This is a genomic window from Actinosynnema sp. NPDC050801 (assembly GCF_040673975.1).
Classification (GTDB): Bacteria; Actinomycetota; Actinomycetes; order Mycobacteriales; family Pseudonocardiaceae; genus Actinosynnema.
In genome coordinates, this window is sequence record NZ_JBFAQZ010000002.1 from 306,581 (window position 1) to 330,459 (window position 23,879).

At 73.3% G+C, this 23,879-nt stretch carries 21 protein-coding genes; 13 read left to right on the forward strand and 8 right to left on the reverse strand.

The window, feature by feature from the left end; translation table 11 throughout:
- The first annotated feature begins 94 nt into the window (after positions 1–94).
- The 4 genes from AB0K14_RS06130 (at position 95) to AB0K14_RS06145 (ending at position 4,654) form a co-directional block, all read left to right on the forward strand.
- Positions 95–754 (forward strand): TetR family transcriptional regulator, encoded by a 660-nt coding sequence (locus AB0K14_RS06130; protein WP_360448035.1) that lies wholly within the window; start codon positions 95–97, stop codon positions 752–754.
- A 102-nt stretch (positions 755–856) separates the two neighbouring features.
- On the forward strand, positions 857–2,071 hold the full coding sequence (locus AB0K14_RS06135) for a cytochrome P450 (RefSeq protein ID WP_360448038.1): 1,215 nt from the start codon (positions 857–859) through the stop codon (positions 2,069–2,071).
- Positions 2,072–2,108: 37 nt separating this feature from the next.
- Positions 2,109–2,321, forward strand: coding sequence for a ferredoxin (locus AB0K14_RS06140; protein WP_360448041.1), 213 nt, complete (start codon positions 2,109–2,111; stop codon positions 2,319–2,321).
- Positions 2,318–4,654, forward strand: coding sequence for an FAD-dependent oxidoreductase (locus AB0K14_RS06145; protein ID WP_360448044.1), 2,337 nt, complete (start codon positions 2,318–2,320; stop codon positions 4,652–4,654). Before AB0K14_RS06140 ends, AB0K14_RS06145 begins: the two co-directional genes overlap by 4 nt.
- Here AB0K14_RS06145 and AB0K14_RS06150 read toward each other — a convergent pair.
- The 3 genes from AB0K14_RS06150 to AB0K14_RS06160 are packed head-to-tail and all read right to left on the reverse strand — an operon-like array spanning position 4,539 to position 7,074.
- The gene (locus AB0K14_RS06150; RefSeq protein WP_360448046.1) at positions 4,539–5,609 is read right to left on the reverse strand and encodes a zinc-binding alcohol dehydrogenase; all 1,071 of its coding nucleotides are present in this window, start codon (positions 5,607–5,609) and stop codon (positions 4,539–4,541) included. The two genes, AB0K14_RS06145 and AB0K14_RS06150, sit on opposite strands and share 116 nt — an antisense overlap.
- A complete protein-coding gene (locus AB0K14_RS06155) occupies positions 5,597–6,949 on the reverse strand; it encodes a hypothetical protein (protein ID WP_360448049.1) in 1,353 nt (450 codons plus the stop codon). The genes AB0K14_RS06150 and AB0K14_RS06155 overlap by 13 nt, the downstream gene beginning before the upstream one ends.
- The gene (locus AB0K14_RS06160) at positions 6,946–7,074 is read right to left on the reverse strand and encodes a hypothetical protein (protein ID WP_360448051.1); all 129 of its coding nucleotides are present in this window, start codon (positions 7,072–7,074) and stop codon (positions 6,946–6,948) included. The genes AB0K14_RS06155 and AB0K14_RS06160 overlap by 4 nt, the downstream gene beginning before the upstream one ends.
- Positions 7,075–7,287: 213 nt before the next feature.
- On the opposite strand from AB0K14_RS06160, the gene AB0K14_RS06165 reads away from it, so the two are divergent.
- The 6 genes from AB0K14_RS06165 (at position 7,288) to AB0K14_RS06190 (ending at position 15,001) form a co-directional block, all read left to right on the forward strand.
- Positions 7,288–8,679 (forward strand): extracellular solute-binding protein, encoded by a 1,392-nt coding sequence (locus AB0K14_RS06165; protein ID WP_360448054.1) that lies wholly within the window; start codon positions 7,288–7,290, stop codon positions 8,677–8,679.
- 11 nt (positions 8,680–8,690) lie between these two features.
- Complete coding sequence (locus AB0K14_RS06170) at positions 8,691–9,629, forward strand: sugar ABC transporter permease (protein ID WP_360448056.1); 939 nt, start codon at positions 8,691–8,693, stop codon at positions 9,627–9,629.
- Complete coding sequence (locus AB0K14_RS06175; protein WP_360448058.1) at positions 9,626–10,492, forward strand: carbohydrate ABC transporter permease; 867 nt, start codon at positions 9,626–9,628, stop codon at positions 10,490–10,492. Before AB0K14_RS06170 ends, AB0K14_RS06175 begins: the two co-directional genes overlap by 4 nt.
- Positions 10,493–10,542: 50 nt before the next feature.
- Positions 10,543–11,745, forward strand: a complete 1,203-nt coding sequence (locus tag AB0K14_RS06180) for an ROK family transcriptional regulator (protein WP_360448060.1) — start codon at positions 10,543–10,545, stop codon at positions 11,743–11,745.
- 161 nt (positions 11,746–11,906) lie between these two features.
- On the forward strand, positions 11,907–14,072 hold the full coding sequence (locus tag AB0K14_RS06185; protein ID WP_360448062.1) for an alpha-galactosidase: 2,166 nt from the start codon (positions 11,907–11,909) through the stop codon (positions 14,070–14,072).
- Positions 14,072–15,001 carry a Gfo/Idh/MocA family oxidoreductase gene (locus AB0K14_RS06190; protein WP_360448064.1) on the forward strand — a complete coding sequence of 310 codons (930 nt, stop codon included), beginning with the start codon at positions 14,072–14,074 and terminating at the stop codon, positions 14,999–15,001. Before AB0K14_RS06185 ends, AB0K14_RS06190 begins: the two co-directional genes overlap by 1 nt.
- Here AB0K14_RS06190 and AB0K14_RS06195 read toward each other — a convergent pair.
- The 3 genes from AB0K14_RS06195 to AB0K14_RS06205 form a co-directional block, all read right to left on the reverse strand.
- Complete coding sequence (locus tag AB0K14_RS06195) at positions 14,998–15,516, reverse strand: DUF6630 family protein (protein WP_360448066.1); 519 nt, start codon at positions 15,514–15,516, stop codon at positions 14,998–15,000. The genes AB0K14_RS06190 and AB0K14_RS06195 overlap by 4 nt on opposite strands.
- Positions 15,517–15,584: 68 nt before the next feature.
- Entirely contained in the window at positions 15,585–17,018 is a 1,434-nt protein-coding gene (locus AB0K14_RS06200) for a M14 family zinc carboxypeptidase (RefSeq protein ID WP_360448070.1), read from the reverse strand.
- Between the two features lie 102 nt (positions 17,019–17,120).
- Entirely contained in the window at positions 17,121–19,256 is a 2,136-nt protein-coding gene (locus AB0K14_RS06205; protein ID WP_360448073.1) for a tetratricopeptide repeat protein, read from the reverse strand.
- Between the two features lie 154 nt (positions 19,257–19,410).
- Between AB0K14_RS06205 and AB0K14_RS06210 the strand changes: the two genes are divergently transcribed.
- Genes AB0K14_RS06210 through AB0K14_RS06220 form a run of 3 tightly spaced genes read left to right on the forward strand, consistent with a single transcriptional unit; the run spans position 19,411 to position 22,209 of the window.
- The gene (locus AB0K14_RS06210; RefSeq protein ID WP_360448076.1) at positions 19,411–20,328 is read left to right on the forward strand and encodes a PmoA family protein; all 918 of its coding nucleotides are present in this window, start codon (positions 19,411–19,413) and stop codon (positions 20,326–20,328) included.
- Positions 20,325–21,086, forward strand: a complete 762-nt coding sequence (locus AB0K14_RS06215) for a cupin domain-containing protein (protein WP_360448079.1) — start codon at positions 20,325–20,327, stop codon at positions 21,084–21,086. Before AB0K14_RS06210 ends, AB0K14_RS06215 begins: the two co-directional genes overlap by 4 nt.
- A gap of 16 nt (positions 21,087–21,102) precedes the next feature.
- Entirely contained in the window at positions 21,103–22,209 is a 1,107-nt protein-coding gene (locus AB0K14_RS06220; RefSeq protein ID WP_360448082.1) for a Gfo/Idh/MocA family oxidoreductase, read from the forward strand.
- A 104-nt stretch (positions 22,210–22,313) separates the two neighbouring features.
- Here AB0K14_RS06220 and AB0K14_RS06225 read toward each other — a convergent pair whose 3' ends face one another.
- Entirely contained in the window at positions 22,314–22,832 is a 519-nt protein-coding gene (locus AB0K14_RS06225; RefSeq protein WP_360448084.1) for a hypothetical protein, read from the reverse strand.
- A gap of 160 nt (positions 22,833–22,992) precedes the next feature.
- Positions 22,993–23,769, reverse strand: a complete 777-nt coding sequence (locus AB0K14_RS06230) for an NPP1 family protein (protein WP_360448242.1) — start codon at positions 23,767–23,769, stop codon at positions 22,993–22,995.
- Between the last annotated feature and the right edge of the window lie 110 nt (positions 23,770–23,879).

The following is a 23,879-nucleotide window of genomic DNA, read 5'->3' on the forward strand; positions in this document are numbered from 1 at the left end:
GGCGTGGACGCGGGATCGTGTCCACGCCGAACCCGCCGACGCCCGGGCCGCGCTGATCCGGTCGGGCGAGGACGGTCCCGGTACGGTGTCGGCCGTGGTGGCGGAGGTCGGCAGGACGCCGAGGGCGGAGCAGGTCGGGGCGACGCGTCAGCAGATCCTCACCACGGCCGAGCGGTTGTTCGCCGAACGGGGTCTGTACGCGGTGTCCAACCGGCAGATCAGCGCCGCCGCCGGGCAGGGGAACAACACCGCCGTCGGCTACCACTTCGGCACCAAGGCCGACCTCGTCCGGGCGATCGTGCGCGGGCACACCGCCCACATCGAGTCGCTGAGGCAGGAGGCGGTGGCCGCCGTCGCCGGGTCGCGGGACGTGCGGGACTGGGTGGCCTGCCTGGTGCGCCCGTCGACCGGGCACCTGGCCTCGTTGGGCGACCCGACCTGGTTCGCCCGGTTCAGCGCGCAGGTCATGACCGACCCCGCGTTCCGGGCGATCATGGCCGAGGAGGCCCTGGCGGCGCCCTCGTTGCGGCACGTGGTGGACACCCTCGTCGAGCTCCTGCCCGACCTGCCCGCCGACGTGCGCGAGGACCGCGCCGACATGGTGCGCCACCTCATCGTGCACGTCTGCGCCGAGCGCGAGCGCGTCTCGGCCGAGGGCACCACCGCGCCGAGGTCGACGTGGGACGAGGTCGCGACCAACCTGGTCGACGCGATCACCGGCCTGTGGACGGCCCCGTACACGATCGGGCGCTAGTCAGCCCTCCCGGAGCGCGATCGACCCATCACGTTGCGTCGCACCCCGATCGCCGGCAGTCTTAAGTCAGTTGATTGACTGAATCCTGAGGAGGCGGTTGCGGTGGCACTCGGCGACACCGACCACGAGCTGCTCTACCCGATCCCGAGCCCGGCCGCGCTGGAGCCGCCCGCGCAGTGGGCGGAGCTGCGGCAGGGGTGTCCGGTGGCCCACGTGCGCCTGCCCAGCGGCGACCGCGCCTCGCTGCTGACCCGCTACGACGACGTCAAGCAGGTGCTGTCGGACCCGAGGTTCACCCGCAACCTCGACGCGCCGGACGCGGCCCGGATCGCGGCGAACGAGTCCGGTGGCGTGTTCAACAGCGGTCTGGGCAACGCCCTGCCCGAGGAGCACCACCAGCAGTGGCGGCGCATGGTCGGCAAGTGGTTCACCGCCAAGCGGATGACCGCGCTGCGGCCGGGCATCGAGGCGATGGCCGAGCGGTTGGTCGACGGGATGGTGGCGAGCGGCGCGCCCGCCGACCTCAAGGCGGCGCTGGGGTTCCCGCTGCCGGTGTGGGTCATCTGCGACATGCTCGGCGTGCCGGAGAGCGACCGGGACAGGTTCGCGTACTGGTCGAACACGCTGCTCAGCCTCACCCGCTACACGCAGGCCGAGATCGACGCCGCGCAGGCCGAGTTCGCCGGCTACATGAGCGCCCACATCGCCGCGACCAGGGCGGAGCCCGGTGACGACCTGATCAGCGAGCTGATCGCGGCCGCGGCGGGCGCCGGGCACGTCATGCCGGACGAGGCGCTGCTGGCCACCTCTCAGGGCCTGCTGGTGGCCGGGCACGAGACGACCGCGAACATGATCGGCAAGATGGTCGGGATGCTCCTGGCCGACCGGACGCGCTGGGACGCGCTGGTCGCCGACCCCTCCCTCGTGCGCACGGCGGTGGAGGAGGCGTTGCGCGCGGACGCCAACCCCGGGTTCGGCATCCCCCGCTACATCACCGAGGACGTCGAGGTCGGCGGCGCCGTGGTCCCGCGCGGCACGACCGTGGTGTGCAACCTGGCCGCGGCCAACCGCGACGAGGACGCCTTCGCCGACGCCGCCGGGATGGACCTGGCGCGCACCCCCAACGCGCACCTGGCGTTCGGCGCGGGCGCGCACTCGTGCCTGGGGCAGTCCCTGGCCCGCACCGAGCTGCAAGCCGTGCTCGACGTGCTGCTGCGCCGCCTGCCGACGCTGGAACTGGCCGTGCCCGCGGCCGAGTTGGAGCGCGTCGACGGCCTGGTCGTGGGCGGGCTGCGGGAACTGCCCGTCCGGTGGTGACGGAAGTCCGGCCCGAGGGAGCGAAGGAGTGCGACGGATGAAGGTCTCCGTGGACGAGGACAAGTGCTGCGGTGCGGGCTCGTGCGTGCTGGCCGCGCCCGACGTGTTCGACCAGCGGGACGAGGACGGCGTGGTCGTGCTGCTGGACCCCGAACCCGCCGGGCACCTGCACGCCGCGGTCCGCGAGGCCGCCGACGTGTGCCCCGCGGCGGCGATCACGCTGGCGGTCACGCTGGGGGAGCGGACGTGACCACACCCTCCGACGTGCTCGTCGTCGGAGCTTCGGCGGCCGGTCTCGCCACGGTTGAGGCGTTGCGCCGCAAGGGTTTCACCGGCGGGCTCACCCTGCTGGGCGACGAGGTGCACCCGCCCTACGACCGGCCGCCGCTGTCCAAGCAGGTCCTGGCCGGCACCTGGGAACCCGAACGCGCCCGACTGCGCGGCCAGGACGCGCTCGACGCGTTGGGCGCGACGTTCGTGCCGGGTGATCCGGCGGTGTCGCTGGACGTGCCGGGGCGCGGCGTCCGCACCGCCGCCGGGAACGTGCTGCGGGCCGACGCCGTCGTGATCGCCACCGGGGTGCGCGCCAGGACGTTGCCCGACCAGGCCGGTCTCGGCGGTGTGCACGTGCTGCGCACCGTGGGCGACGCCGTGGCGTTGCGGGCGGAACTGCTCACCGCCGCACGGCTCGTGGTGGTGGGTGACGGCGTGCTCGGCGCGGAGGTCGCGGCCACGGCTCGCGGCCTCGGGCTGGACGTCACCCTCGCCGGACCGCAGCCCGCGCCGCTGGCCGCACAACTGGGTCCGCTCGCGTCCGGCCTGCTCGCCGACCTCCACACCGGGCACGGCGTCCGCCTCCGCCTCGGCGCCGCCGTGCTCGGCCTGACCGGGCAGGGCGGACGGGTCACGGGTGTGCGGCTGGACACCGGGGACGTGCTCCCGGCCGACGTGGTCGTGGTCGCGCTGGGCGCGGTCCCCAACACCGACTGGCTGCTGGGCAGCGGGTTGCGGATCGACGACGGGGTGGTGTGCGACGCGAGGTGCCGTGCCGCCGAGGGGATCTACGCCGTCGGCGACGTGGCCCGGTGGCACCACGAACGGCTCGGTGCGTCGCTGCGCCTGGAGAACCGGACCAACGCCACCGAGCAGGCCGGCGTCGTGGCCGACAACGTCCTCGGCGCGGAACGGTCCTACGTCCCCGTGCCGTACTTCTGGACCGACCAGTTCGACGCCAGGCTCCAGGTCTTCGGCGTGCTGCCGGCCGGCGCCGAGGTGTCCGTCGTGGACGGTGACGTCACCGCGCGCCGCTTCGTCGCGCTCCACCGGCTCGGCGGCGAGCCCGTCGGCGTCCTCGGCTGGAACATGCCCAAGCAGGCGCGCCGGCACCGGCAACACCTGCTCGGCGGGTCCCGGCCTGACCGGTGCCCGCCGCGACCGCCGCGGTGGGCACCGGCCCGCGCTCGTCGTCAGCCCAGGTTCTTCCGCATCACGTCCCAGTCCGTGCCGCACAGGCCGCAGTCGCCGCCCACGAACTGGGCCTTGCTCGCCGGGTCGCCCTTGAGCTGCCACTTCAGCCAGTGCCCCGCCGACCCGGCCGAACTCACCGCCGTTCGGCTGGTCGAACGTGCCGAAGTGGCCGACGTCCAGGTTGCCCATGAATGCGGGCAGCCCGGCGGGCAGCCGCCGCCAGTCGTCCACCGCGTTCTCGAAGGCGATGTCCGACGGTCCGCCGATGAAGTACGCGATCGGCACGCGCAGGCGTTGCAGCAGGTGGTTCCGCGAGTCGTCGAGCATGCCGCTGTTCCACAGCACGGTGGTGGTCAGCCGGGAGTCGGCGGCCACCTCGTAGGTCTCGATGCCGCCGCACGACTGGCCCATCACCGCGATCTTGGTGGTGTCGATCCTGCCGTAGTACTTGCCGGTGCGCCGGGAGTTCTCCGCGATCGCCCAGTCGATGGAGTCCAGGAGCATGTCCGAGTCGGTCGGGCCGGACCCGCCCGGACGGCCGTTCGCGATGACCAGGAAGCCGTGCGAGGCCCACTCGGTGAGGACGTCGCGGAACCACGTGCCGTCCGCGCGGCACGCGCCGTTGCCCCAGGCGACGATGGGCAGCTTGACGCCCGGCGGCAGGGTGTCGGGCCGGTAGATCGTGTGGTCGGTCAGCCGGAAGGTCGTCTCGTAGCCGGCCGGGTAGGGGCCCGATCCGCCCGTGGCCGAGGGTGGCGCCACCGGCTCGGCCGCCGCGCCGACCGTGCCGGAGGTCGTCGCGGTCAGCACGCCCGCCAGGGCGAGGACGCTGAGAATCGCACTGCGCAATCGCATGGGTCTCTCCATCGGTGGCGTTGGTGGGGATCGGCGGCGCACCCCGGAACCTGGCGCACCGAGCCCGCCCGCCGCCGGCGAAGACGCGCGGGACGGGCGAAACCGCCGATGTCCCACCGCCGCCACCCCTCGGGCCGTCGAACCCCTACGCGTCACCGTGCCGGTGGTCGTACCCGTCCGGTGCGGCGAACGCGAGCACCACCTGCACCACCTGGTGGGGGTGGGTGTCGAGCAGGTCGTAGGCCCGGGCGGCGTCCGTGAACGGCACGACGTGCGACACCAGCGGGCGCAGCAGCAGGTGTTCGGCGACGGCGAGGTCCATGACGGTGGAGTTCAGCCGCTCGCGGTCCCAGCGGTGGGCGTGGCGTGGCGCGACGCCGGAGATCTGCGAGCAGACCAGGTCGACCCGGTTGTGGTGGAACTCGTCACCGAGGAACAGGCCTCGTGCCTCCCCCTGGTAGAAGCCGCCCGTGACGACACGCGCGTTGTAGGCGACCGTGCGGACGGCCTCGTGCAGCGCCTCGGGGTTGCCGCTGACCTCCAGGGCGACGTCGGCGCCACGGCCCCCGGTCAACGCGCGGACCCGCTCGGCAACCCCGCCCTCGCGGGCGTCCAGCGCGATGTCCGCGCCGAGCCGCCGCGCCAGCTCCAGGCGGTCCCCGATGGCGTCCACGACGACGACCCGGGCGCCGTTGCGCCGCGCGAGCTGGGCGGCGATCTGCCCGACCACGCCCAGGCCGAACACCACGACGGTCTCGCCGACGTGGACGTCCGCGTCCAGCACCACGTTGAGCGCGACCGCGCCGATGTGGCTGAAGATGCCCAGCACCGGGTCCGCCGCGGGGGCGAGCACCCGTGCCGCCGCGTACTCCTGGTCGACCACGGTCGTCGCGCGGTGCCCCCACGTGCCCCAGACGACCTGGCCGGGCCGGACCGCGGTGACCTCGCCGCCGACCTCGACCACCTCGCCGACCTCCTCGTACCCGACCACCGCCGGGTACGCGAGCGCGGGCCGACCCGGCACGAACAGCCGGGTATCGGCGTCCCACCTCTTGACGACGTGGGCGTTGGTGCCGCGGTACTGGGTCAGCTCGGTGCCCGCCGAGATGCCGGAGAACAGCGTGCGCAGCCGGACGCCGGTCGCGGGCAGCGGCGGGTCGGGTTCCTCGGCGATCGAGACGCGCCCCGGCCCGTCCAGCCGCACTACCGTTCCCATCGCCGTCCCCCCGGTTCACGCGCGAGGACGTCCAGCAGGAGCGCCGCCGTCCAGCTGAAGTGGTCGGAACCGAGGCCCTCGCCGGTCACCGGGTGGAAGTACTCCCGGAATCCGGCGTCGGCGACCAGGCGCACCACGTCGGTGGCGAGCCGCTCGGCGTGCGCCGCCTCGCCCTGCGCCAGCAACGCCCGCCACAGCAGCCAGGTGGTGTTCACCCACGTCGGCCCGCGCCAGTACCGGCGCAGGTCGGCGTCGGGCGCGGTCAGGTCGTAGCTCGGCACGCCGCGCACACCCGGCGCGGCGAACGACGGCCCGGTGAGGGTGGCCAGCACCGCCGACCGGTGGCCACCGGGCAGCAGCAGCGGGACCAGGCCGGACACCGTGCGCTTGGCCAGGGTGCGGCCGGTGCGCACGTCCAGCGCCACGTAGCAGCCGAGCCGGGGGTCGAACAGGCGGGTGTGGACCTGGTGCGCCAGCTCCTGCGCCCGTTCGGCGTGCCGTCCCGGGTCCGCGCCGACGCGCCGGGCGAGCGAGGCCAGCGCGTCCTCCGACCAGGCCAGCACGGCGCAGAACAACGGGTCCGCGACGCAGAACGGCAGGCCGGGCAGGTCGTCGTCGGCGTAACCGCGGTCGCGGTAGGCGGCGACGATGCCCATGTACCGCGCGTAGTCGGAGTCGGTGGGCCGGTGCCCGGCTTCGGCGTGGCGCAGGTCGCGCCGCAGGCCCGTGATGTGGTCGGCCAGTCCGGGGTCGACGGCGTCGAGCGGTTCGTCCCACGACGGGCTGTTGTCCAGGCCCGACTCCCACGGGTGCACGATGCCGATCAGCCCGGAGGCGACGCGTCGCCGTTCGAACAGGTAGTCGTGGCAGCGCGCCAGCTTCGGGTACAGGCGGCGGACGGCCGCGTCGGTGGCGTCGCCAGGGTGGCGTTCGGCGATGGTGAGCACGGCGGCGGCGTGCACCGGCGGCTGGACCAGGCCGGTGGTCGACACCCCCGGTGGCGGGCCGTGCCGGGGCAGCGGCCGCCAGAACGCCGGACCGGGGAAGTAGGCGTCCTCGGGCACGGTCGGGTTGAAGACGATCTGCGGCACCCGCCCGTCGCCCCACTGCGCGCCGTGCAGCGCGGTCAGCTCCGCGAACGCCCGCCGCGGGCTGAGGTGGGCCTGGCCGATGGCGATGAACGCCGAGTCCCAGCTCCACTGGTGCGGGTAGAGCGTCGTCGTCGGCACGGTGGCCGACCCGCGCCAGTTCCGCAGCAGCGTCGCGGCGGCCTTGCGCCGCAAGTCGGCGATGTCCGGCGCCCGCGGCCCGGGTGTCGTCCCGGTGCCCGACCCCGTCACCCGGCGGCCTGCCGCAGCACGCCGGCCCTGGCCTCGAACGCCTCCGACGGCGCGAGCTCCCACCTCGGCTCGATCGAGGCTCCCGGCAGCGGCTCCTCCCGGCGGGCGGTCTCCCACGGCGGCATGCCGACATTAATCCCGTGATCAGTCAGAACAGCAATGCGGTATCCCGATCCGGACGCCGCCCGGTCGGTGAACGGCTTGCCCACGGCCCGATACGGGCCCGAAGTCACGTCCGGATTGGTGGTTGTCACGGGACAAACCCGGGTGTTCAGTGACGCCACCGAACACCCGGCCCTGGCCCGTGAGAGGTCGCGGACCACCGGAAGGGAGCAACCATGACCGGACGAGGACTGCGCTTGCTCGCCGCCGCGGTGCCTGTCGCCCTGGCGCTGTCGGCCTGCGGCAGCGGTGATTCCGGTGGTGGCGCGGACGGCCCGCTCGTCTTCTGGACCATCGAGGACACCGCCGACCGCGTGCGCGCCCAGGAACGCCTGCTGGCCGCGTTCACCGAGAAGACCGGCATCGAGACCACGGTGGTCGCGGTGGCCGAGAACCAGCTCACGACCGTGCTCACCTCCGCCGCCGCGTCCGGTGAGCTGCCCGACGTGATCGGGTCGATCTCGCTGCCGATCATGAGCCAGCTGCGCACCGACGACCTGCTGGACACCGACGCGGCCAAGCAGGTCGTGGAGCGCCTCGGCGCGGACACGTTCGCGGCGCAGTCGCTGGAGCTGACCCGCGAGGGCGACACGCAGCTCGTCGTGCCCAGCGACGGGTGGGCGCAACTCCTGTTCTACCGCAAGGACTTGTTCGCGCAGGCCGGGTTGCGGCCGCCGACCACCTACGACGCGATCCGGCAGGCCGCCGAGCGGCTCGACCAGGGCGACGTCGTCGGCATCGCCGCCGGCACCACGCCCGCCGACGTGTTCACGCACCAGACGATCGAGCACCTCGCCCTGGCCAACGGCTGCGAGCTGGTGGGCGACGACGGCGAGGTGGCGCTGGACAGCCCGGCGTGCGTCGGCGCGTTCCAGTTCTACACCGACCTCGTCACCCGGCACTCGGCCGCGGGCAACCAGGACGTCGACACCACGCGGGCCACGTACTTCGCGGGTCGGTCGGCGATGGTGATCTGGTCGTCGTACCTGCTGGACGAGCTGGCGGGCCTGCGCGACGACGCGCAGCCGACGTGCCCGCAGTGCCAGGCCGACCCGGCGTTCCTGGCCGAGAACACCGGCGTGGTGGCCGCGTTGAGCGGGCCCGACGGCGGTGAGCCGACCACGTTCGGCGAGACGGCGTCGTTCGCCGTGCTCAAGGACGCCGCGACGGACGACGCGAAGAAGCTGGTCGAGCACCTGATGACCGACGGGTACCGGGACTGGCTGGCCATCGCGCCGGAGGGCAAGGTGCCGGTCCGCGCGGGGACGAAGGACAACCCGCAGCAGTACGCGGAGGCGTGGCGCGCGCTGGACGTCGGCGTGGACACCAAGGCGCCGCTGTCGCGGTTCTTCGACGCGGAGACGCTGCGGGTCGTGCAGGAGAGCCCGCGCAGCTTCAGCCGGTGGGGCTTCCGGCAGGGCAAGGGTGAGCTGGCGGGCGCGGTCGCCGGGCAGCTCGTCGTGCCCAAGGCGCTGGCCGAGGCCGTGAACGGCGGCGGCGACGCGGCCGCGGCGGCGCGCGGGGCGAGCGAGCAGGCCGCCACCATCGCGCGGGAACTCGGCGAGTAGCGGGGCCCGCGGTGGCGCGAACGCTGAGGCAGCACGACGCCCGCACCGGGTTGCTGCTGCTCACCCCGACGCTGGTGATCGTGCTCGCGGTCGTGCTCGTGCCGCTGGCGTGGTCGGTGCTCATCGCGTTCCAGCGCGTGCGGCTGATCGACGTGGGCCGCACCGGCCTGTTCGAGAAGCTGACGGCGGACAACTTCGCCCGCGTGTTCGCGTCCGACGTGCTGTGGAACAGCCTGCGCACGACCGTCGTCTACACCGCGGGGTCGACGTTCCTCGCCATCGCGCTGGGACTGGTCGCCGCGCTGGCCGTGCGGCGACCGTTCCCCGGCCGGGCGTTCGTGCGCGCCGCGATGCTCATCCCGTACGTCGCGCCGGTCGTCGCGGTCACGTTCGTCTGGCGCGTGCTGCTCAACCCGGAGTTCGGCATCGTCAACAGCTGGGGCAGGCGGCTGTTCGGGTGGGACGACCCGGTCGCGTTCCTGTCCCAGGGACGCGGCGAGATCACGCTGTTCGGGCTGGACGTCCCGGTGCCCACGGCGCTGCTGACCGTGATCGCGTTCGAGGGCTGGCGGTACTTCCCGTTCGCCTTCCTGTTCCTGCTGGCGCGGTTGTCGGCGTTGCCGGGCGACCTGGAGGAGGCGGCGACGGTGGACGGCGCGACGCCGACGCAGCGGTTCCGGCACATCGTGCTGCCGCAGCTGATGCCGGTGATCGCGGTGCTCGTGGTGCTGCGGACCATCTGGACGTTCAACGAGTTCGACGACATCTTCCTGCTGACCGGCGGAGCGGCGGGCACGGAGGTGGTCAGCGTGCGGGTGTACGAGCTGCTGACCGTGCAGCGGAACGTGGGCGCCGCGGCCGCCCAGTCCGTGCTGCTCGCCGTGGTGCTGGTCGTGCTGGTCGGCGCCTACCTGTGGTTGCTGCGGCGGAGGGAGGGGACGCGGACATGAGCCGGGACCGGGTCGAGCGGGCCGTGTTCGCCGTGCTGCGGCCGGTGGTGGTCGTGTGCTTCCTGATCGCCACGCTGCTGCCGTTCTACTACATGCTGATGCTGTCGCTGCGGCCCATCGAGGACCTGTTGCGGCGGCCGGACTCGTTGTTCGTGGACCTGGGCCGGCTGACCCTGGACACGTACGTCGACGTGCTGCGGCCGGTCGCGGAGGGCGGTCAGGGGTTCCTGGAGCTGCTGGGCAACAGCGCCGTCGTGGCGACCGCGTCGGTGCTGGTGGCGTTGGTGATCGCCGTCCCGGGCGCGTACGCCGTCGGCAGGCTCGAGTTCTTCGGCAGGCGGCACGTCAGCTCGCTGTTCCTGGCGGTGTACCTGTTCCCCGGCATCGTGCTGGCGATCCCGCTGTTCGTGCTGCTCACCCGGATGCAGCTGCGCGGCTCGCTGGTCGGCCTGGTGCTGGTGTACATCGCGCAGACCGTGCCCGTGGCGATCTACATGCTCAAGAACTACTTCGAGACGATCCCGGTGAGCGTCGAGGAGGCGGGTCTGGTCGACGGGCTGAGCCGGGTCGGCGTCATCCGGCGGATCAGCCTGCCGCTGGCGATGCCGTCGGTCGTCGCGACCGGCATCTTCGTGTTCATGATCGCCTGGAACGAGTTCCTGTTCGCCCTGCTGTTCCTGGTCGAACGGCGCGACAGCTGGACCGTCTCGCTGGGCCTGGCGCAGCTGTCGGGCAGCATCGAGGTCCCCACGACCGTGCTCATGGCCGGGTCGGTCGTCATCACGCTGCCCGTGGTGCTGCTGTTCTTCCTGACCGAAGGGCTACTCTCACAGGGGCTGACCAGCGGTGCGGAGAAGGGTTGAGCGCGGTGGTGGCGGCCGGTCCGACGCCTCTGGCGAGGAAGGAAACCCTGGTGGCGCGCAGCGGCTTCACGGCGTCGCCGGGCGAGATCCTGGCGCTCGTGCGGTCCGGGCGGGTGAAGACGCGGCGGGACCTCCAGGAACTCACCGGCCTGTCCCGCTCCACGGTCGCGCTGCGGCTCAGCCAGCTCATCTCCGCCGGCTACATCCGCGCGGTCGAGCAGCGGCGCGGCACGGCGGGCCGACCGGCCGAGGTCCTGTCGTTCGAGGAGAGCGACAAGCTGGTGCTGGCCGCGGACCTCGGTGCCACGCACGCGCGGTTCGCGTTGACCGACGCGGGCGGGCGGATGCTGGGCGAACGCACCGAGGACCTGCTGATCGGGCAGGACCCCGACGTGGTGCTGAAGATCGTGATCCGGCGGTTCCGCGAGCTGCTCAAGAGCGCCGGCCGGGACCGGGCACGGCTGGCCGGGGCCGGTGTGGGGCTGCCCGCGCCCGTCGACTTCCGGACCGGACGGCCCGTGCAACCGCCGATCATGCCGGACTGGCACGGGATCGCGGTGGCCAAGACGCTGTCCGACGCCCTGGGCTGCCCGGCGTTCGTGGACAACGACGCCAACCTCCTCGGGCTCGGCGAGGTGCGCGAGCGGTACCCGGGCGTGGACAACCTGCTGTTCGTGAAGGTCGGCACCGGTATCGGGGCCGGGGTGATCCTCGGCGGCTGGCCGGAGCGGGGCGCGACCGGTCAGGGCGGGGACATCGGCCACATCCGCATCGCCCGGCCGGTCGACGGCGCGCGGTGCCGCTGCGGGGCGACCGGCTGCCTGGCCGCGCACGCCAGCGGGGCGGCGCTGGCCCGTCAGCTCACCGAGCGCGGTATCGAGGCGCGGACCAGCCGCGACGTGGTCCGGTTGGTCGCCGAGGGCAACGCGGACGCGATCACGCTGGTCCGGGACGCCGGGCGGGTGCTGGGCGAGGTGCTGGCGACGGCGGTGGCGTTGCTCAACCCGACCGTGGTGGTGATCGGCGGCGATCTCGCGCTCACCCGCGAGCACCTGCTGGTGGGGGTGCGGGAGCGGTTGTACGAGCGGACCGTGTCGGCGTTGACCAGCAGCCTGGCCGTGGTGGAGAGCCGTCTCGGCGACCGGGCGGGTGTCCACGGGGCCCGGCACATGGTGATCGACCAGGTCTTCTCGGCCGAGGCGGTCGACGCCCGGCTCGCGCCCGACTCCCGACCCGTGGTCCCCGAGCTCTGAGGCCGGCTCCGCGGCCGGACTCCGGGACACAGCCGGACGCGGGACCCGCGTCCGGACGGCGACCCGCGTTGGACGGCGACCACCGCACGTGCGGCGACCAGTGCCCGGACGACGACCAGTGCACGTGCGGCAAGACCAAGCGAAACCCCCGGAGGAGAGCGGTGCCCGACCACACCCCTGCCATCACGCGCACCACCTGCGCCGGACGACCGGCGTGGTTGCTGCGCACCGCGTGGAACTCGATGCTGCTGTCCGTGGCCGACGGCGGGGCGTTGGTGCTCGACCACTGGGGCGGTGACGGCGGCGGCCTCGGCGACGGCCTCGACGGTGACTCGTACCTGCCGCACACGCCGTGGAACCGGTCGTCGCAGGCGCACTTCCTCGACGGCGTCCCGCTGGCGTACTCGACGTACGGCGACCGCGCGTTCAAGGAGCCGGGGCTGGTGGTGGTCCGGCGGGACGGTTCGTCGGTGTCCCGGCTGTCGTGGCGCGACGAGCACGTCGACGGCGACGTGCTGCGGCTCGTGTTCGAGGACGAGGGGTCGGGCCTCGTGGTCGAGCACCGGTTCGCGGTGTTCGGCGAGCACGGCGTCGTCGTGCGGGACGTCCGGGTGGCGAACCGGGGCGCGGAGCCGTTGCGGGTGGAGCGGATCGCGAGCGCGGTGCTCGGCCTGCCCCCGGCGCGCTACGAGTCGTGGACGCTGCACGGGCGGTGGGGCGACGAGTACCGGCTGACGAAGCGCGAGCCGGCGCCCGGAAAGGTCGTGGTCGACAGCCGACGCGGGTTCACCAGCCACGAGGCCAACCCCTGGTTCGCGCTCACGCGGGCGGGCGAGGGCGGTCCGGTGTGGTTCGGCGCGCTTGCGTGGAGCGGCAACTGGTCGATCGTGTTCGAGACCGAGCGCAACGACGCGCTGCACGTGGTCGCGGGCATCAACCCGTTCGACTCGGCCTGGCACCTGGAACCCGGCGAGACCTTCCGCACCCCGTCGCTCGTGTGCGGGTACACCGACGACGGCCTCGACGGCACGGCCCGGCTGCTGCACCGGTACCAGCGCGACCACGTGCTGCCCGCCCGGCACCGCGACACGCCGCCGCCCGTGCACTACAACACCTGGCTGGCGACCTCGTTCGACGTGGAGGTGGGCCACCAGGTCCGGCTCGCCACCCGTGCGGCCGAACTCGGCGTCGAGCTGTTCGTCGTGGACGACGGCTGGTTCGTCGCCCGGACCGACGACCACGCCGGGCTCGGTGACTGGGTGGCGGACCCGGTGAAGTTCCCGAACGGGCTGGGTGAGCTGGTCGACGAGGTGCACCGGCTGGGGATGGGGTTCGGGATCTGGCTGGAACCCGAGATGGTCAACCCGGACAGCGACCTCCACCGCGCCAACCCGGACTGGGTGCTGCACCTGCCGGACCGGGAGACCACGTTGTCGCGCAACCAGCTCGTGCTCAACTTCGCCCGGGAGGACGTGCGGGAGGGCGTGCTCGCGCGGCTGCGCACGCTGCTGACCGACCACCGGATCGACTTCGTCAAGTGGGACCACAACCGCCCGTACACGGAGGTCGGCTGGCCCCAGGCGCCGGTCGAACGGCGACGCGAGGTGTGGGTGCGCCACGTCTGGGGCGTGTACGACGTGATCGGGCGGCTGCGCGCCGAGTTCCCCGACCTGATGGTCGAGACCTGCGCGGGAGGTGGCGGCAGGGCCGACCTCGGTGTGCTGGGCGTGGCCGACGTGGCGCAGGTCAGCGACAACACCGACCCGTCGGACCGGTTGCGCATCCAGCACGGGTTCAGCCGCGCCTACGCGCCGAGGGCGATGGTCGGCTGGGTCGCGGACGCGCCGGAGCCGACCACCGGACGGGTGAGCCCGCTGGAGTTCCGCTTCCACGTCGCCATGCAGGGGGTGCTGGGCATCTCCGGCGACATCCTGGGGTGGGGCGAGGAGGAGCGGACCCGTGCGGCCGGGCTGATCGCCGAGTACAAGCGGTTGCGGCCCACGATCCAGGACGGCGACCAGCACTGGCTCGTGCCGCCGTCGGGTGGGGAGCCGTGCGCGGTGCAGTACGTGTCCCGTGACCGCCGCGAGGTGGTCGTGTTCGTGTACCAGGTGCGGGGTGCGGTGGGTGAGGGGCCGCGTCGGATCAGGTTGCGGGGGTTGGCCGGCGAGCGGCGTTACCGGCGTTCGGGCGATGGCCTCGTGGTGACCGGTGCGGCCCTGATGGCGGTGGGTCTGTCGTCGGCGTTCGGCCCGCCGCCCGCGCCCCGGCACGCGGAGGACTGGCGGAGTCGGGTCGAGCTCTGGCGGGCGGTGGAGGAGGCGTGATGAAGGTGGCGTTGATCGGTGCCGGTTACATCGCCGGGCGGCACGCGGCGGCGTTGACCGGGCTGGGCGTGGAGATCGTCGGTCACGTCGGTCGGTCGGGTGTGGAGGAGGCCGCCGCGCGGTGGGGCGGCCGGGCGTACCGGGACACCGCCGGCCTGTTGGCGCGCGAGGACGTGGACGCGGCGTGGATCTGCGTGCCGCCCGCCGCGCACGGCGGGATCGAGCACGCGCTGATCGAGCGCGGCGTCCCGTTCTACGTGGAGAAGCCGATCGGCACGAACCTGGACGTGCCGCGCGGGATCGGTGCCGCGCTGCGCGACGGCGGCCCGATGGCCTGCGCCGGGTACTACTGGCGCGGCATGGAGGTCATCCCCGAGCTGCGCCGGATGCTCGCCGAGACCCCGCCGCACCTCGTGCGCGCCGCCTGGCACGGCCTCGTCCCGCCCGTGCCGTGGTGGCGGGTCGGGGCGCGGAGCGGGGGACAGGTGGTCGAACAGGCCACCCACCTGTACGACCTGGCCCGCTTCCTGCTCGGTGAGGCGGAGGTCGTCCACGCCGTCGCCCGCGACGTGCCGCTCGCCGGCTACCCCGACCTGGACGTCGCCGCGGTCAGCGCCGCCACGCTCGCGTTCGACTCGGGGGCGTTGGGGGTGTTCACCGCGACGTGCGTCCTGCACGCCACGGTGGACGCGGGCATCGAGTTCCACTGCGAGGGGCGGAAGGTGACGTTGACGAACCGGGTCCTGCGCCGCGAGGACGCCGACGGCAGCCACGAGGTCCCGATCGGCCGCGACCCGCTGGTCATCGCCGACGAGCGGTTCCTGGCCGCCGTGCGGGACCAGGACCCGGGCCTGCTGGTGTGCGACTACGCCGATGCGTTGCGCACGCAGGAACTCTGCTGCCGGGTGCGGGACGCGGCGAGGGGTTAGCGGGTGGCGCCGAGGATGCTCGCGGTGAAGCCCGCGGCGGTGGCGTGGACCCGCAGGGCGTCGGCGTCGCCGTTCGGGAGCAGGATGAGCGGGTAGCAGTCGGAGTCGATGTCGAGGACGGCGAGGGTGGTGCCGGTGGCCCGCAGTCCGGCACCCGCGCGGTCGAGGAAGTCGTGGGCGGGCAGGTCGTCGGGGACGTCCTCGAACCACGACCACGCGGCGGGGTCGGCAGGGCTGGAGCTCAGGCCGCGCAGTTCGGTGACGATCTCGTCCGCGGCTTCCTTCCAGTCGACCTCGGCGAGCAGGTGGTGGTCGGTGAGGGCGTCGACCAGGGCGATCCACGCGAGGTCGGGGAGGGGTTCGTCGATGCCGCGCTCGTCGAGCCGGGCGGCGTTGGCTTCGAGGTAGCCGACGGGGTCGTCGTGCGCGTCGGCCACCCGGTCGGCCACGTCCGGTGCGCCGGGGGCCAGCAGGGCGGCCAGGGCGACGAGCGCGTCCCGGACCGGTGACGACACGGTGACCTCCTTGTGCGGGGTCGTGATCGTAACGACAGTGCTCGTCCGACGATCGGGCGGCGACGGGTTCACCAGTCGGCGGCGCACTCGCCCAGGTCCACCCCGGTCGTGGTGCCCCGGCCCGCCGTCACCCGCGTTTCCTGGAGCACCTCGCCGTGCGGGCGGGCACAGGTGACGGTCCACGCCTCGTCGTGCGTGCCGCCGTCGAAGGCCGGGCGCACGGAGGGGTTCACGTGCCAGGTGAAGGCGCCGTGCGCGGTGGCGGTCGAGGTCAGGTCGCTGGTGAACGCGGTGCCGTCACGTCCGGTGGTCTGGTCGAAGGACTTGCGCGCGGTGAGGACCGCCCCCTCGGGCGCGGTGCCGGTGAGCACGGCGTGGTTGGCGGGATCGGCCGCGGCCTCCACGGCGACCAGCACCGACTCGCGGAAACCGGCGTACGGCCCCACGACCGCGGTCGGGAACGGGTCGTGCGAGCTGTCGCCGCCGAGCTCGACGTCGAAGCCGAGGCCGCCGGTGGTGTGGTAGGCCCACTCGACCGCGGTGCCGGCGGCCTCGTACAGGTCGCCGCCCGGCACGCTCGGGTAGCCGTTGGCGGCCGCCATCACCTCGCCGACGCGGGCGTAGAGCGGCTCGTCGGCGGTCGCGGAGGTGGCGCGCTGGTACGGCGGGCGCACCGTCAGGGCGGCGTAGGTGTGCACCGAGACCAGGCCGGTCACCTGGTGCGTCGACACGAGGTCGCGGACGTTGCGCGTCTCGGGTTCGGAGAACGGCCCGGTGCCCCGGTAGTCCTCCTGGGTGCGCACGCCGCTGGAGCCCGAACCGCCCCAGTTGACGCCGTAGTTGCGGTTGAGGTCCACGCCGAAGTCGGCGTTCGCGGCGTCCGCGCACTCGGCCCGGGTGACCTCCTCGCGGGCGTCGTCGACCCGGCAGCTCCGGCGCTTGCCCTCGACCTCCAGGTCGCGCGACACCGCGTACCCGTCGGGGTTGACCACCGGCACCACGACCACCCGCACCCGGTCGAGCAGGTCGGTCACGCGCTGGTCGCGCCCGTGGAGCTGGGCCAGCTCGGCCGCGAACTCCACCACGACGTCCACGCTCGGCCACTCACCCGCGTGGTGGCCTCCCAGCAGCACGAACACCGGGGCGAAGTCGTCCGCGCGACCCAGCTCGACACCGGTGACCGGGGCGCCGAGCGGCGTGCGGTGGGGCAGCACCAGCGGGCGCACGACGTCCGGCCTGCGGGACACCAGCAGCTCCAGGTCCGCGCCGACGTCACCGGGCCGCCGGTAGTCGGTGCGACCGCTGGGCAGCGCCGACGCGCCCGGCGGGTGCAGCTCCCGCGCCAACGCCTCGGCCGCCGCGACGGGATCGGCCAGGGTCGGGCGCGGTGTCGCGGAGGCCGAGGTGGCCCCGACCGCGGGTGTCGACGGCGCCGGGGCGCACGCGCCCAGCGCCACCAGCACGGCGACCGCCGCGGTCGCGCGGGCGACGGGTGATGTCACGGAGTTCCTCACGGTGTCGGCGGTGGTCGTCACCGTAATCCGGCGCCGGTGGTCGATCACACCGTTTTCCGTCGACTCCGGTCGGAGCGCGGTGCAGGCAGGTCACGTGCTCCGACCGGTGTCAGCAGAGCCGTCGAGGCGTCGCCGCACCGCGTCGGCACCTGGCGCGCCGAGTTCTTCGAAGATCGTGACCGCGTCCTGCCACGCGCTCCGCGCTTTCCCGTGCTCACCCACGCGGTGCAGGACGTCGCCGATGTCGGTCGAGGTGCGGGCCACGTCGAACCTGTTGTCGAACTCGCGGTGCATCGACAGCGCGCGTCGCAGGTGTTCGAGAGCGAGCTCCATGTCGCCGGATCCGGCGTAGATCAGCCCCAGGGTTCGCTCCGCCCGTGCCACCCGCCACACGTCGTCCAGCTCACCGGCGATGGCCAGGCTCAGCCGGCAGTGGGCGACGGCGTCCGCCCAGTCCCCTTGGCGCCGCAACACCTCGGCGACGTTAGCGAGGACGGTCGCCTCGATGCCGCGGTTGTGGATGCCGCGGAAGGTGCTGAGCGCCTCTCGGAAGCGGTTCAGCGCAGGGTCGAGATCGCCGAGCCCGAGGTGTGCGTTCCCGAGTCCGTTCAACGCTGATCCGAGGAAGTAGTCGTCGCCGATCTCGCCTGCCAGCCGCATCATCCGGGTGAAGTGCGCGGCGGCTTCGTCGAACCGTTCGAGGTCCAGCGAGAAGTCGGCGAAGTTGTCCAGCACGTACAGCTGTCCCCGTACGTCCTGAAGCGACTCCGCCGCCGCGAGCGCGGCGTGCAGGATCTCGATGGCGTCGGCCCAGGGCAGCTTCCACAGCATGTCCGTGAGCATCGCGGGCAACTGCCACGCGAGGGCGCGCTCACCGGATCCGACGGCATCGCGCATGGCCGCCAGGAGGTTGTCCTGCTCCGTCTCGTACCACCTCAACGCGGCCGCGCGGCCGTCGAAGTCCGGCAGCGGTTCGGCCGGGCCCGAAGCGCCGATCAGCACGCGCTGCCGGTTGGGGTAGACGATTCGGCTCGCCTCCACCGCGGCGTGGAGGTACCAGGCCAGCACCCGTCGCAGAGCTTCTCGTCGCACGTCGGGCCGGTCCTCGGCGACGACCAACTCGGCCGCGTAGACGCGGAGCAGGTCGTGGAACCGGTACCGGCCCCGTGCGCCGCGGCCGAGCAGGTGCAAGCCCGCCAGCCCGTCGAGCAGGCGTCGCGCGTCGCGGACGGGGAGGTAGGCCAGCGCTGCCGACGCCGAGACGTCGAACTCAGGTCCGGGGTGGAGCCCGAGCAGCCGGAACAGCCTCGCGGCGTCCGGGGTGAGTGCCCGGTAGGACCACGAGAACACCGAACGCACGGCGGTCGCTTCGTCGTCGTCCGCGTCGAGGACGTCCAACCGCTCGCGCTCGGCGGCGAGCTCCTCGTTCAGGTCGGCGACGCCCAGGCTCGGCTGCGAGGCAACGCGTTCGGCCGCGATGCGCAACGCCAGCGGTAACCGGCCGCACAGCTCGGCCAGCTCCGCCAACGCCTGCGGCCTCGCCTCGACGGCTTTGTCGCCCAGTCGGTCGCGCAGGAGCTCGACCGCCTCCGCCGGGGAGAGGACGTCGATCGTGACGCGCCGCCCGCCGGTGCGGGCGATCAGGCCGGACAACCTGCCCCGACTGGTGATCACCACGGTGCAGGAGGGTGATCCCGGCAGCAGAGGGAGCACCTGCCTGGAGCTGCCGGCGTTGTCCAGGACGACCAGCACCCGCCGCCCGGCGACCAGCGAACGGTACGAACCGGACAACGCCTCGACCTCGCGGGGCACGCGCTCGGCCGGGAGTCCCAACGCCCGGACGAACCCGTCGAGCACCTGCTCGGGCGCCATCGGGCGGCCGGGGTCGTAGCCCCGCAGGTTGACGTACAGCTGCCCCTCCGGGAAGCGGTCGCTGACCCGGTGGGCCCAGTGCACGGCCAGCGCGGTCTTGCCGACGCCGGGCGCACCGGCGATCGCGGTGATCACCACTGCGGTCGATCCGCCGTCGACGTCGAGCAACGAGTCGAGCCGCGCGAGGTCGTCGACCCGCCCCGTGAAGCCGGCGACGTCCGGCGGCAGCTGGTGGACCCCGACGGCGGCGGACGCGGGCGACGGGTGGACATGCACGTCACCTCCGACATGTCCCACTTGCACCGCGGTCCCGACCTCGCCGTGCACGGTGTTGCGGATGGGGTCGTGGCTCATCGGTCACCTCGGTCCTCCGGGGGCGGGACGGCCGGTTCGGTCGCAGGGTGGGTCCAGAGTCCCCCACCGGCACGGCGATTCGCGTTGACGAGCCGGTGTCGGGGTCCGATACTGGACGGAAAGCGCTTTCCAGCGGCGATCCGGGAGACTGACCTTGAGCGCACTCGTGGTCCGGCACGAAGTCGGGGCCTCGCTGACCATCGGTGACGGGGAGGTCGACCTCGTCCGCTACACCTACGTGCCCGACACGCCGAGGCTGGAGTCGCCCAAGCCGTTCCTGCACCCGGTGCGCACCCGGACCGGGCGGCTGGTGAGCCTGTTCCGGCCGCACGACCACGTTTGGCACAAGGGCATCGCCTGGTCGCTGCCCAACGTCGGTGACGAGAACTTCTGGGGCGGCCCGACCTACGTCCACGGGCGGTCCTACGTGCAGTTGGACAACAACGGCACCCAGGCGCACCGGCGTGTGGTCGACACCGGCTCCGACGGGCAGACCGCCTGGTTCAGCCACGAGCTGGACTGGATCACCCAGTCCGGGCGGACGGTGATCACCGAGCGTCGCACGATCGGCGCCGTCCTGCTGTCGGACGCGGCCTGGGCGTTGACCTTCGACACCGCGATGACCAACACCTCCGGCGAGGCCATCGCGTTCGGCTCGCCGACCACCCGCGGCCGGGAGAACGCCGGGTACGGCGGGTTGTTCTGGCGCGGCCCGCGCTCGTTCACCGGCGGGGAGGTCGTCACGCCCGACGGGACGGGTGGCGACGAGCTGCGCGGCAGGCGCGGCGAGTGGATGGCCTTCGCGGGCCGCCACGACGGCGACGACGCGGAGTCCCTGGTCCTCCTGGTCGACCACGAGGGCAACCCGAACCACCCGCCGCGCTGGTTCGCCCGGTCCGAGCAGTTCGCCTGCCTCAACCCGGCGCCGTTCTTCAGCGAGGAACTCGTCGTCCCCGACGGTGACACCGTGCGGTTCCGCTACGGCACCGGTGTGGCCGACGGCGGCGCGGGAGACGCGAAGGCGCTGGCCGACTCCGTGCGCGACGTCCTGCGCCGTGCGGAGCGAGTGTGAGCACGTTCCCCGGCGGGACCTCGCTGTCGTTCCTCGACGTCTACGACGACGCCGCGCCCGACGGTGTCGTCGGCGGCAGCCCGCACCTGCACCTGGCCTCCACCGAGTGCTACGTGGTGGTGGGTGGGAAGGGCGAACTGCACGCGGTGACCCTCGACGGCTGCCAGGAGATCCCGCTCGGCCCGGGTTCGGTCGTCTGGTTCACGCCCGGCACGATCCACCGCGCGGTGAACCACGGCGGTCTCCAGGTGGTCGTGCTGATGGACAACGCCGGGCTGCCCGAGGCCGGTGACGCGGTCATGACGTTCCCGCCCGACGTCGTCGCGGACCCCGACCGCTACCGCGCCGCGGCGACCCTGCCGCACCGGGCGACGGAGGCGGAGCGCGCGGCCGACGCCCGCGCGCGCCGTGACCTCGCGGTGGAGGGTTTCACCCGCATCCGGGACGCGATCCGCGCCGGTGACCGGACCCCACTGCGGGAGTTCCACGCCGCGGCGGCCGCGCTGGTCCGCGGTCGGGCCGCGACGTGGGCCTCGATCGTGCGCGACGGCCCGCTGAGCCAGGCCGAGGCCGGTCTCTCGGTGACGAGCGACCTGGCCGTCGGCGCGGCCTGGCACCTGGAACGGGCGACCGTGTTCCGATCGCCCGAGCCCGCCTCGGAACGGGCGTTCGGCATGTGCGGACGCCTGCGCCCCCACGACGTGGGCAACGCAGTGCCGCACGCCGCGGTCGTGCGGCTGCCGGGGTCCGCAGTCTGATGGAGGAGCACCTTTCGTGACCAGTCGCACCTACACCTGCGCGATCGTCGGCACCGGGGCGATCGCCACCGCCCACGCCGAGGCGGTCACCCGGCAGCACGGCCGAGCGCGGCTCGTCGGCGCCGTCGACCTCGACCCCGACCGGGCGTCGGCCTTCGCCGCGACGTGGGACGTGCCCACCTACCCGAGCCTGGCCGACCTGCTCGACGCCCGGCGGCCCGACCTGGTCCACCTGTGCACGCCGCCCGGCTCGCACCTGCCCCTGGCACTGGAGTGCCTGGCGGCGGGCGCGTCACCCGTGGTCGAGAAGCCGCCGGTGCTGTCGCTGGCCGAGTTCGACCGCCTGCGGGCCGCCGAGGCCGCGGCGGGCGTGCCGGTGGCCACCGTGTTCCAGCACCGGTTCGGCTCCGGGGCGGTCCGGTTGCGGCGCCTGGTGGCCGAGGGCGTGCTGGGCAGGCCGCTGCTGGCGTCGGCGAACACCCTGTGGTTCCGCGACGACGACTACTTCGCGGTGCCGTGGCGGGGCAAGTGGGAGCTGGAGGGCGGCGGGCCGACGATGGGGCACGGCATCCACCAGTTCGACCTGCTGCTGTCGATCCTCGGCCAGTGGAGCAGCGTCACCGCGGTCGCCGCCCGCCAAGCCCGCCCGACCGACACCGAGGACGTGTCCGCCGCGCTCGTGCGGTTCGACTCCGGCGCGGTGGCGACCGTGGTCAACTCCGTCGTCTCGCCGCGCCAGACCAGCCAACTCCGCTTCGACTTCGAACGGGCGACCGTCGACCTGGAGCACCTCTACGGCTACTCCGACGCCGACTGGTCGTTGACCGCCGCGCCGGGCGCCCCCGACGTGGTGTCGGCGTGGGCGGGCGACCCGCCGGACACGCCGAGCGGCCACACCGCCCAGGTCACCGCCGTGCTCGACGCCCTCGACGCCGGTCGGACACCACCGGTCTCCACCGCGGACACCAGGGTGACGATGGAGTTCGTGGCCGCCGTCTACGCGTCGTCGTTCACCGGGAGGACGATCGGCCGGGGTGAGATCGGCGAGGGCGATCCGTTCTACGGCAGCATGGCGGGCTCCGGCGCGCCCTGGCTGCTCGGCGACGGCGTCACCCCGGACTGACCGGGACGACGGGCTGGTCGGGACGAGGGGTTGGTCGGGAGGACGGGTTGGTCGGGAGGACGGGCTGGTCGGGACGACGGACTGGTCGGGCGCGGCCGCGGCGCTCAGGACCGGTGGACGGTGAGCGTGGTCGGACCCGTCACGCTCGCCACCCCGCCGGCCAGGCACTGGACGAGGTTCGGCGTCACCAGGGTGATCACCTGCTCCGCACCGGCCGGCGCGAACCCGCCGGCGGTGATCACACCGGTGTTGACGACCACGACCTGGCCCGCCACGGCGCTCGACGTGACGTTGTACCGGAACTCGCTGGGCGTCACCGCGCCACCCCACGTGAACGTGCGCAGCGCCGACCCGGAGTCGAACAGCACCAGGCACGACGCGGTGAGGCCGAACGTCTCGGCGTAGGTGGCGGTCACCGCGTCCGCGTGGGTGCAGGTGGGGTAGACGCCGCTGACGGTGATGGTGGTCGGCCGCGCGGTGAGGGTGAGCGGCGGGTCGAAGGTGGTGACCTCCGTGCCGACGCAGACCTGCTCCACGGTCGCGGCGTGCGCGGGTGCGGCGGTCAGCGCGGCGCACACCAGCGCGGCCGCCGCGGCGCAGCGGATCAGTCGTGACGGTCTCATGGTGGGGCCTCCTCGGTCGGCGGGCGGTGCGGCACACCGTCAGTCCGCCGAGGACGCGCCACCGTTAGCCGGTCCGACAGGCGCACCCGCCACGCCCACCCGAACGGCCGCAGGCCCACGACCGGCGACCCGGCCCCGCCGTCCGCGGCGCAGCGGCGGTTCAGAACACGATGCCGCTCGGCTTGGCCTGGGCGAGGTTGTGCTCGAACGCGCCGTCCTTGATCGCCAGGCTCGCGCTGCCGAAGTTCGCGTTCACCAGGACGTCCCGGATGCCGGCCGGGAAGTGGTCCCAGCCGACCAGGTCCGGGTACTGCCAGGTGCCGTAGTGGTTCTCCGGCTGCTCGGTCGCGCCGGCGAGGCGGAAGCAGTGCGTGCCCAGCCCGTCCTTGTGGTAGACGATCTTGGGGTGCGTGCCCTCCCAGGCGACCTGGTCACGCGGGTAGGTGGAGTACTTGCCGTGCGCGGAGGTGGAGACGTACCGCGCCTGGTCGTCGCTCACCCACACGATCACGTGCTCGATGTCGTGCCGGTGACCGCAGCAGTCGATGCCGGGCACGGCCTGGTCCTTCTCGAAGTACAGGTCGTAGAGGTAGGCGCACCAGTTGTTGCTGCACTTGGAGCGCGAGTAGGAGTTGGTGTTGTCCAGGTCGGACCGGTCGCGGCACTGGCCGTTGAGCGCGCCGGAGTTCTTCAGGCCGGTGGCCACCGCGCCGGTCGGGGAGATCGCCGGGGTCGGGTAGCAGCCGTCGGTGTCGTAGTCGAACGCGGGCTGCCACTTGCCTTCTGCGGGCGCGAAGCTCGCGGGCAGCGCCTGCGGTGGCTCCGCCCACGCCGCCGCGGGCAGGAGCACGGCCAGCAGCACGGCGACCGGCAGCGCGCGCAGCAGCCTCGCGGTGGTCCGCCTCGTGCGGGAGGTGGTGCGGGTCGGGTCCGTCATCCGGGCGGTCACGACGACCTTGCCCTCCATCCGGTGTCGAGTGGCAGGAGGCGGCGGAGTCGACCGGTGTCGCGGAGATCATCGGCCGGCACCGAGGTTCCCGGCCGAGC

What these genes read in the sequence shown, in the direction of transcription:
- AB0K14_RS06150 (WP_360448046.1), bottom strand. Translation starts at nt 5,609, where the DNA reads ATGGGAACGGTAGTGCGGCTGGACGGGCCGGGGCGCGTCTCGATCGCC.
- AB0K14_RS06190 (WP_360448064.1), top strand. Translation starts at nt 14,072, where the DNA reads ATGAAGGTGGCGTTGATCGGTGCCGGTTACATCGCCGGGCGGCACGCG.
- AB0K14_RS06160 (WP_360448051.1), bottom strand. Translation starts at nt 7,074, where the DNA reads ATGCCGCCGTGGGAGACCGCCCGCCGGGAGGAGCCGCTGCCGGGAGCC.
- AB0K14_RS06175 (WP_360448058.1), top strand. Translation starts at nt 9,626, where the DNA reads ATGAGCCGGGACCGGGTCGAGCGGGCCGTGTTCGCCGTGCTGCGGCCG.
- AB0K14_RS06230 (WP_360448242.1), bottom strand. Translation starts at nt 23,769, where the DNA reads ATGACGGACCCGACCCGCACCACCTCCCGCACGAGGCGGACCACCGCG.
- AB0K14_RS06165 (WP_360448054.1), top strand. Translation starts at nt 7,288, where the DNA reads ATGACCGGACGAGGACTGCGCTTGCTCGCCGCCGCGGTGCCTGTCGCC.
- AB0K14_RS06225 (WP_360448084.1), bottom strand. Translation starts at nt 22,832, where the DNA reads ATGAGACCGTCACGACTGATCCGCTGCGCCGCGGCGGCCGCGCTGGTG.
- AB0K14_RS06140 (WP_360448041.1), top strand. Translation starts at nt 2,109, where the DNA reads ATGAAGGTCTCCGTGGACGAGGACAAGTGCTGCGGTGCGGGCTCGTGC.
- AB0K14_RS06205 (WP_360448073.1), bottom strand. Translation starts at nt 19,256, where the DNA reads ATGAGCCACGACCCCATCCGCAACACCGTGCACGGCGAGGTCGGGACC.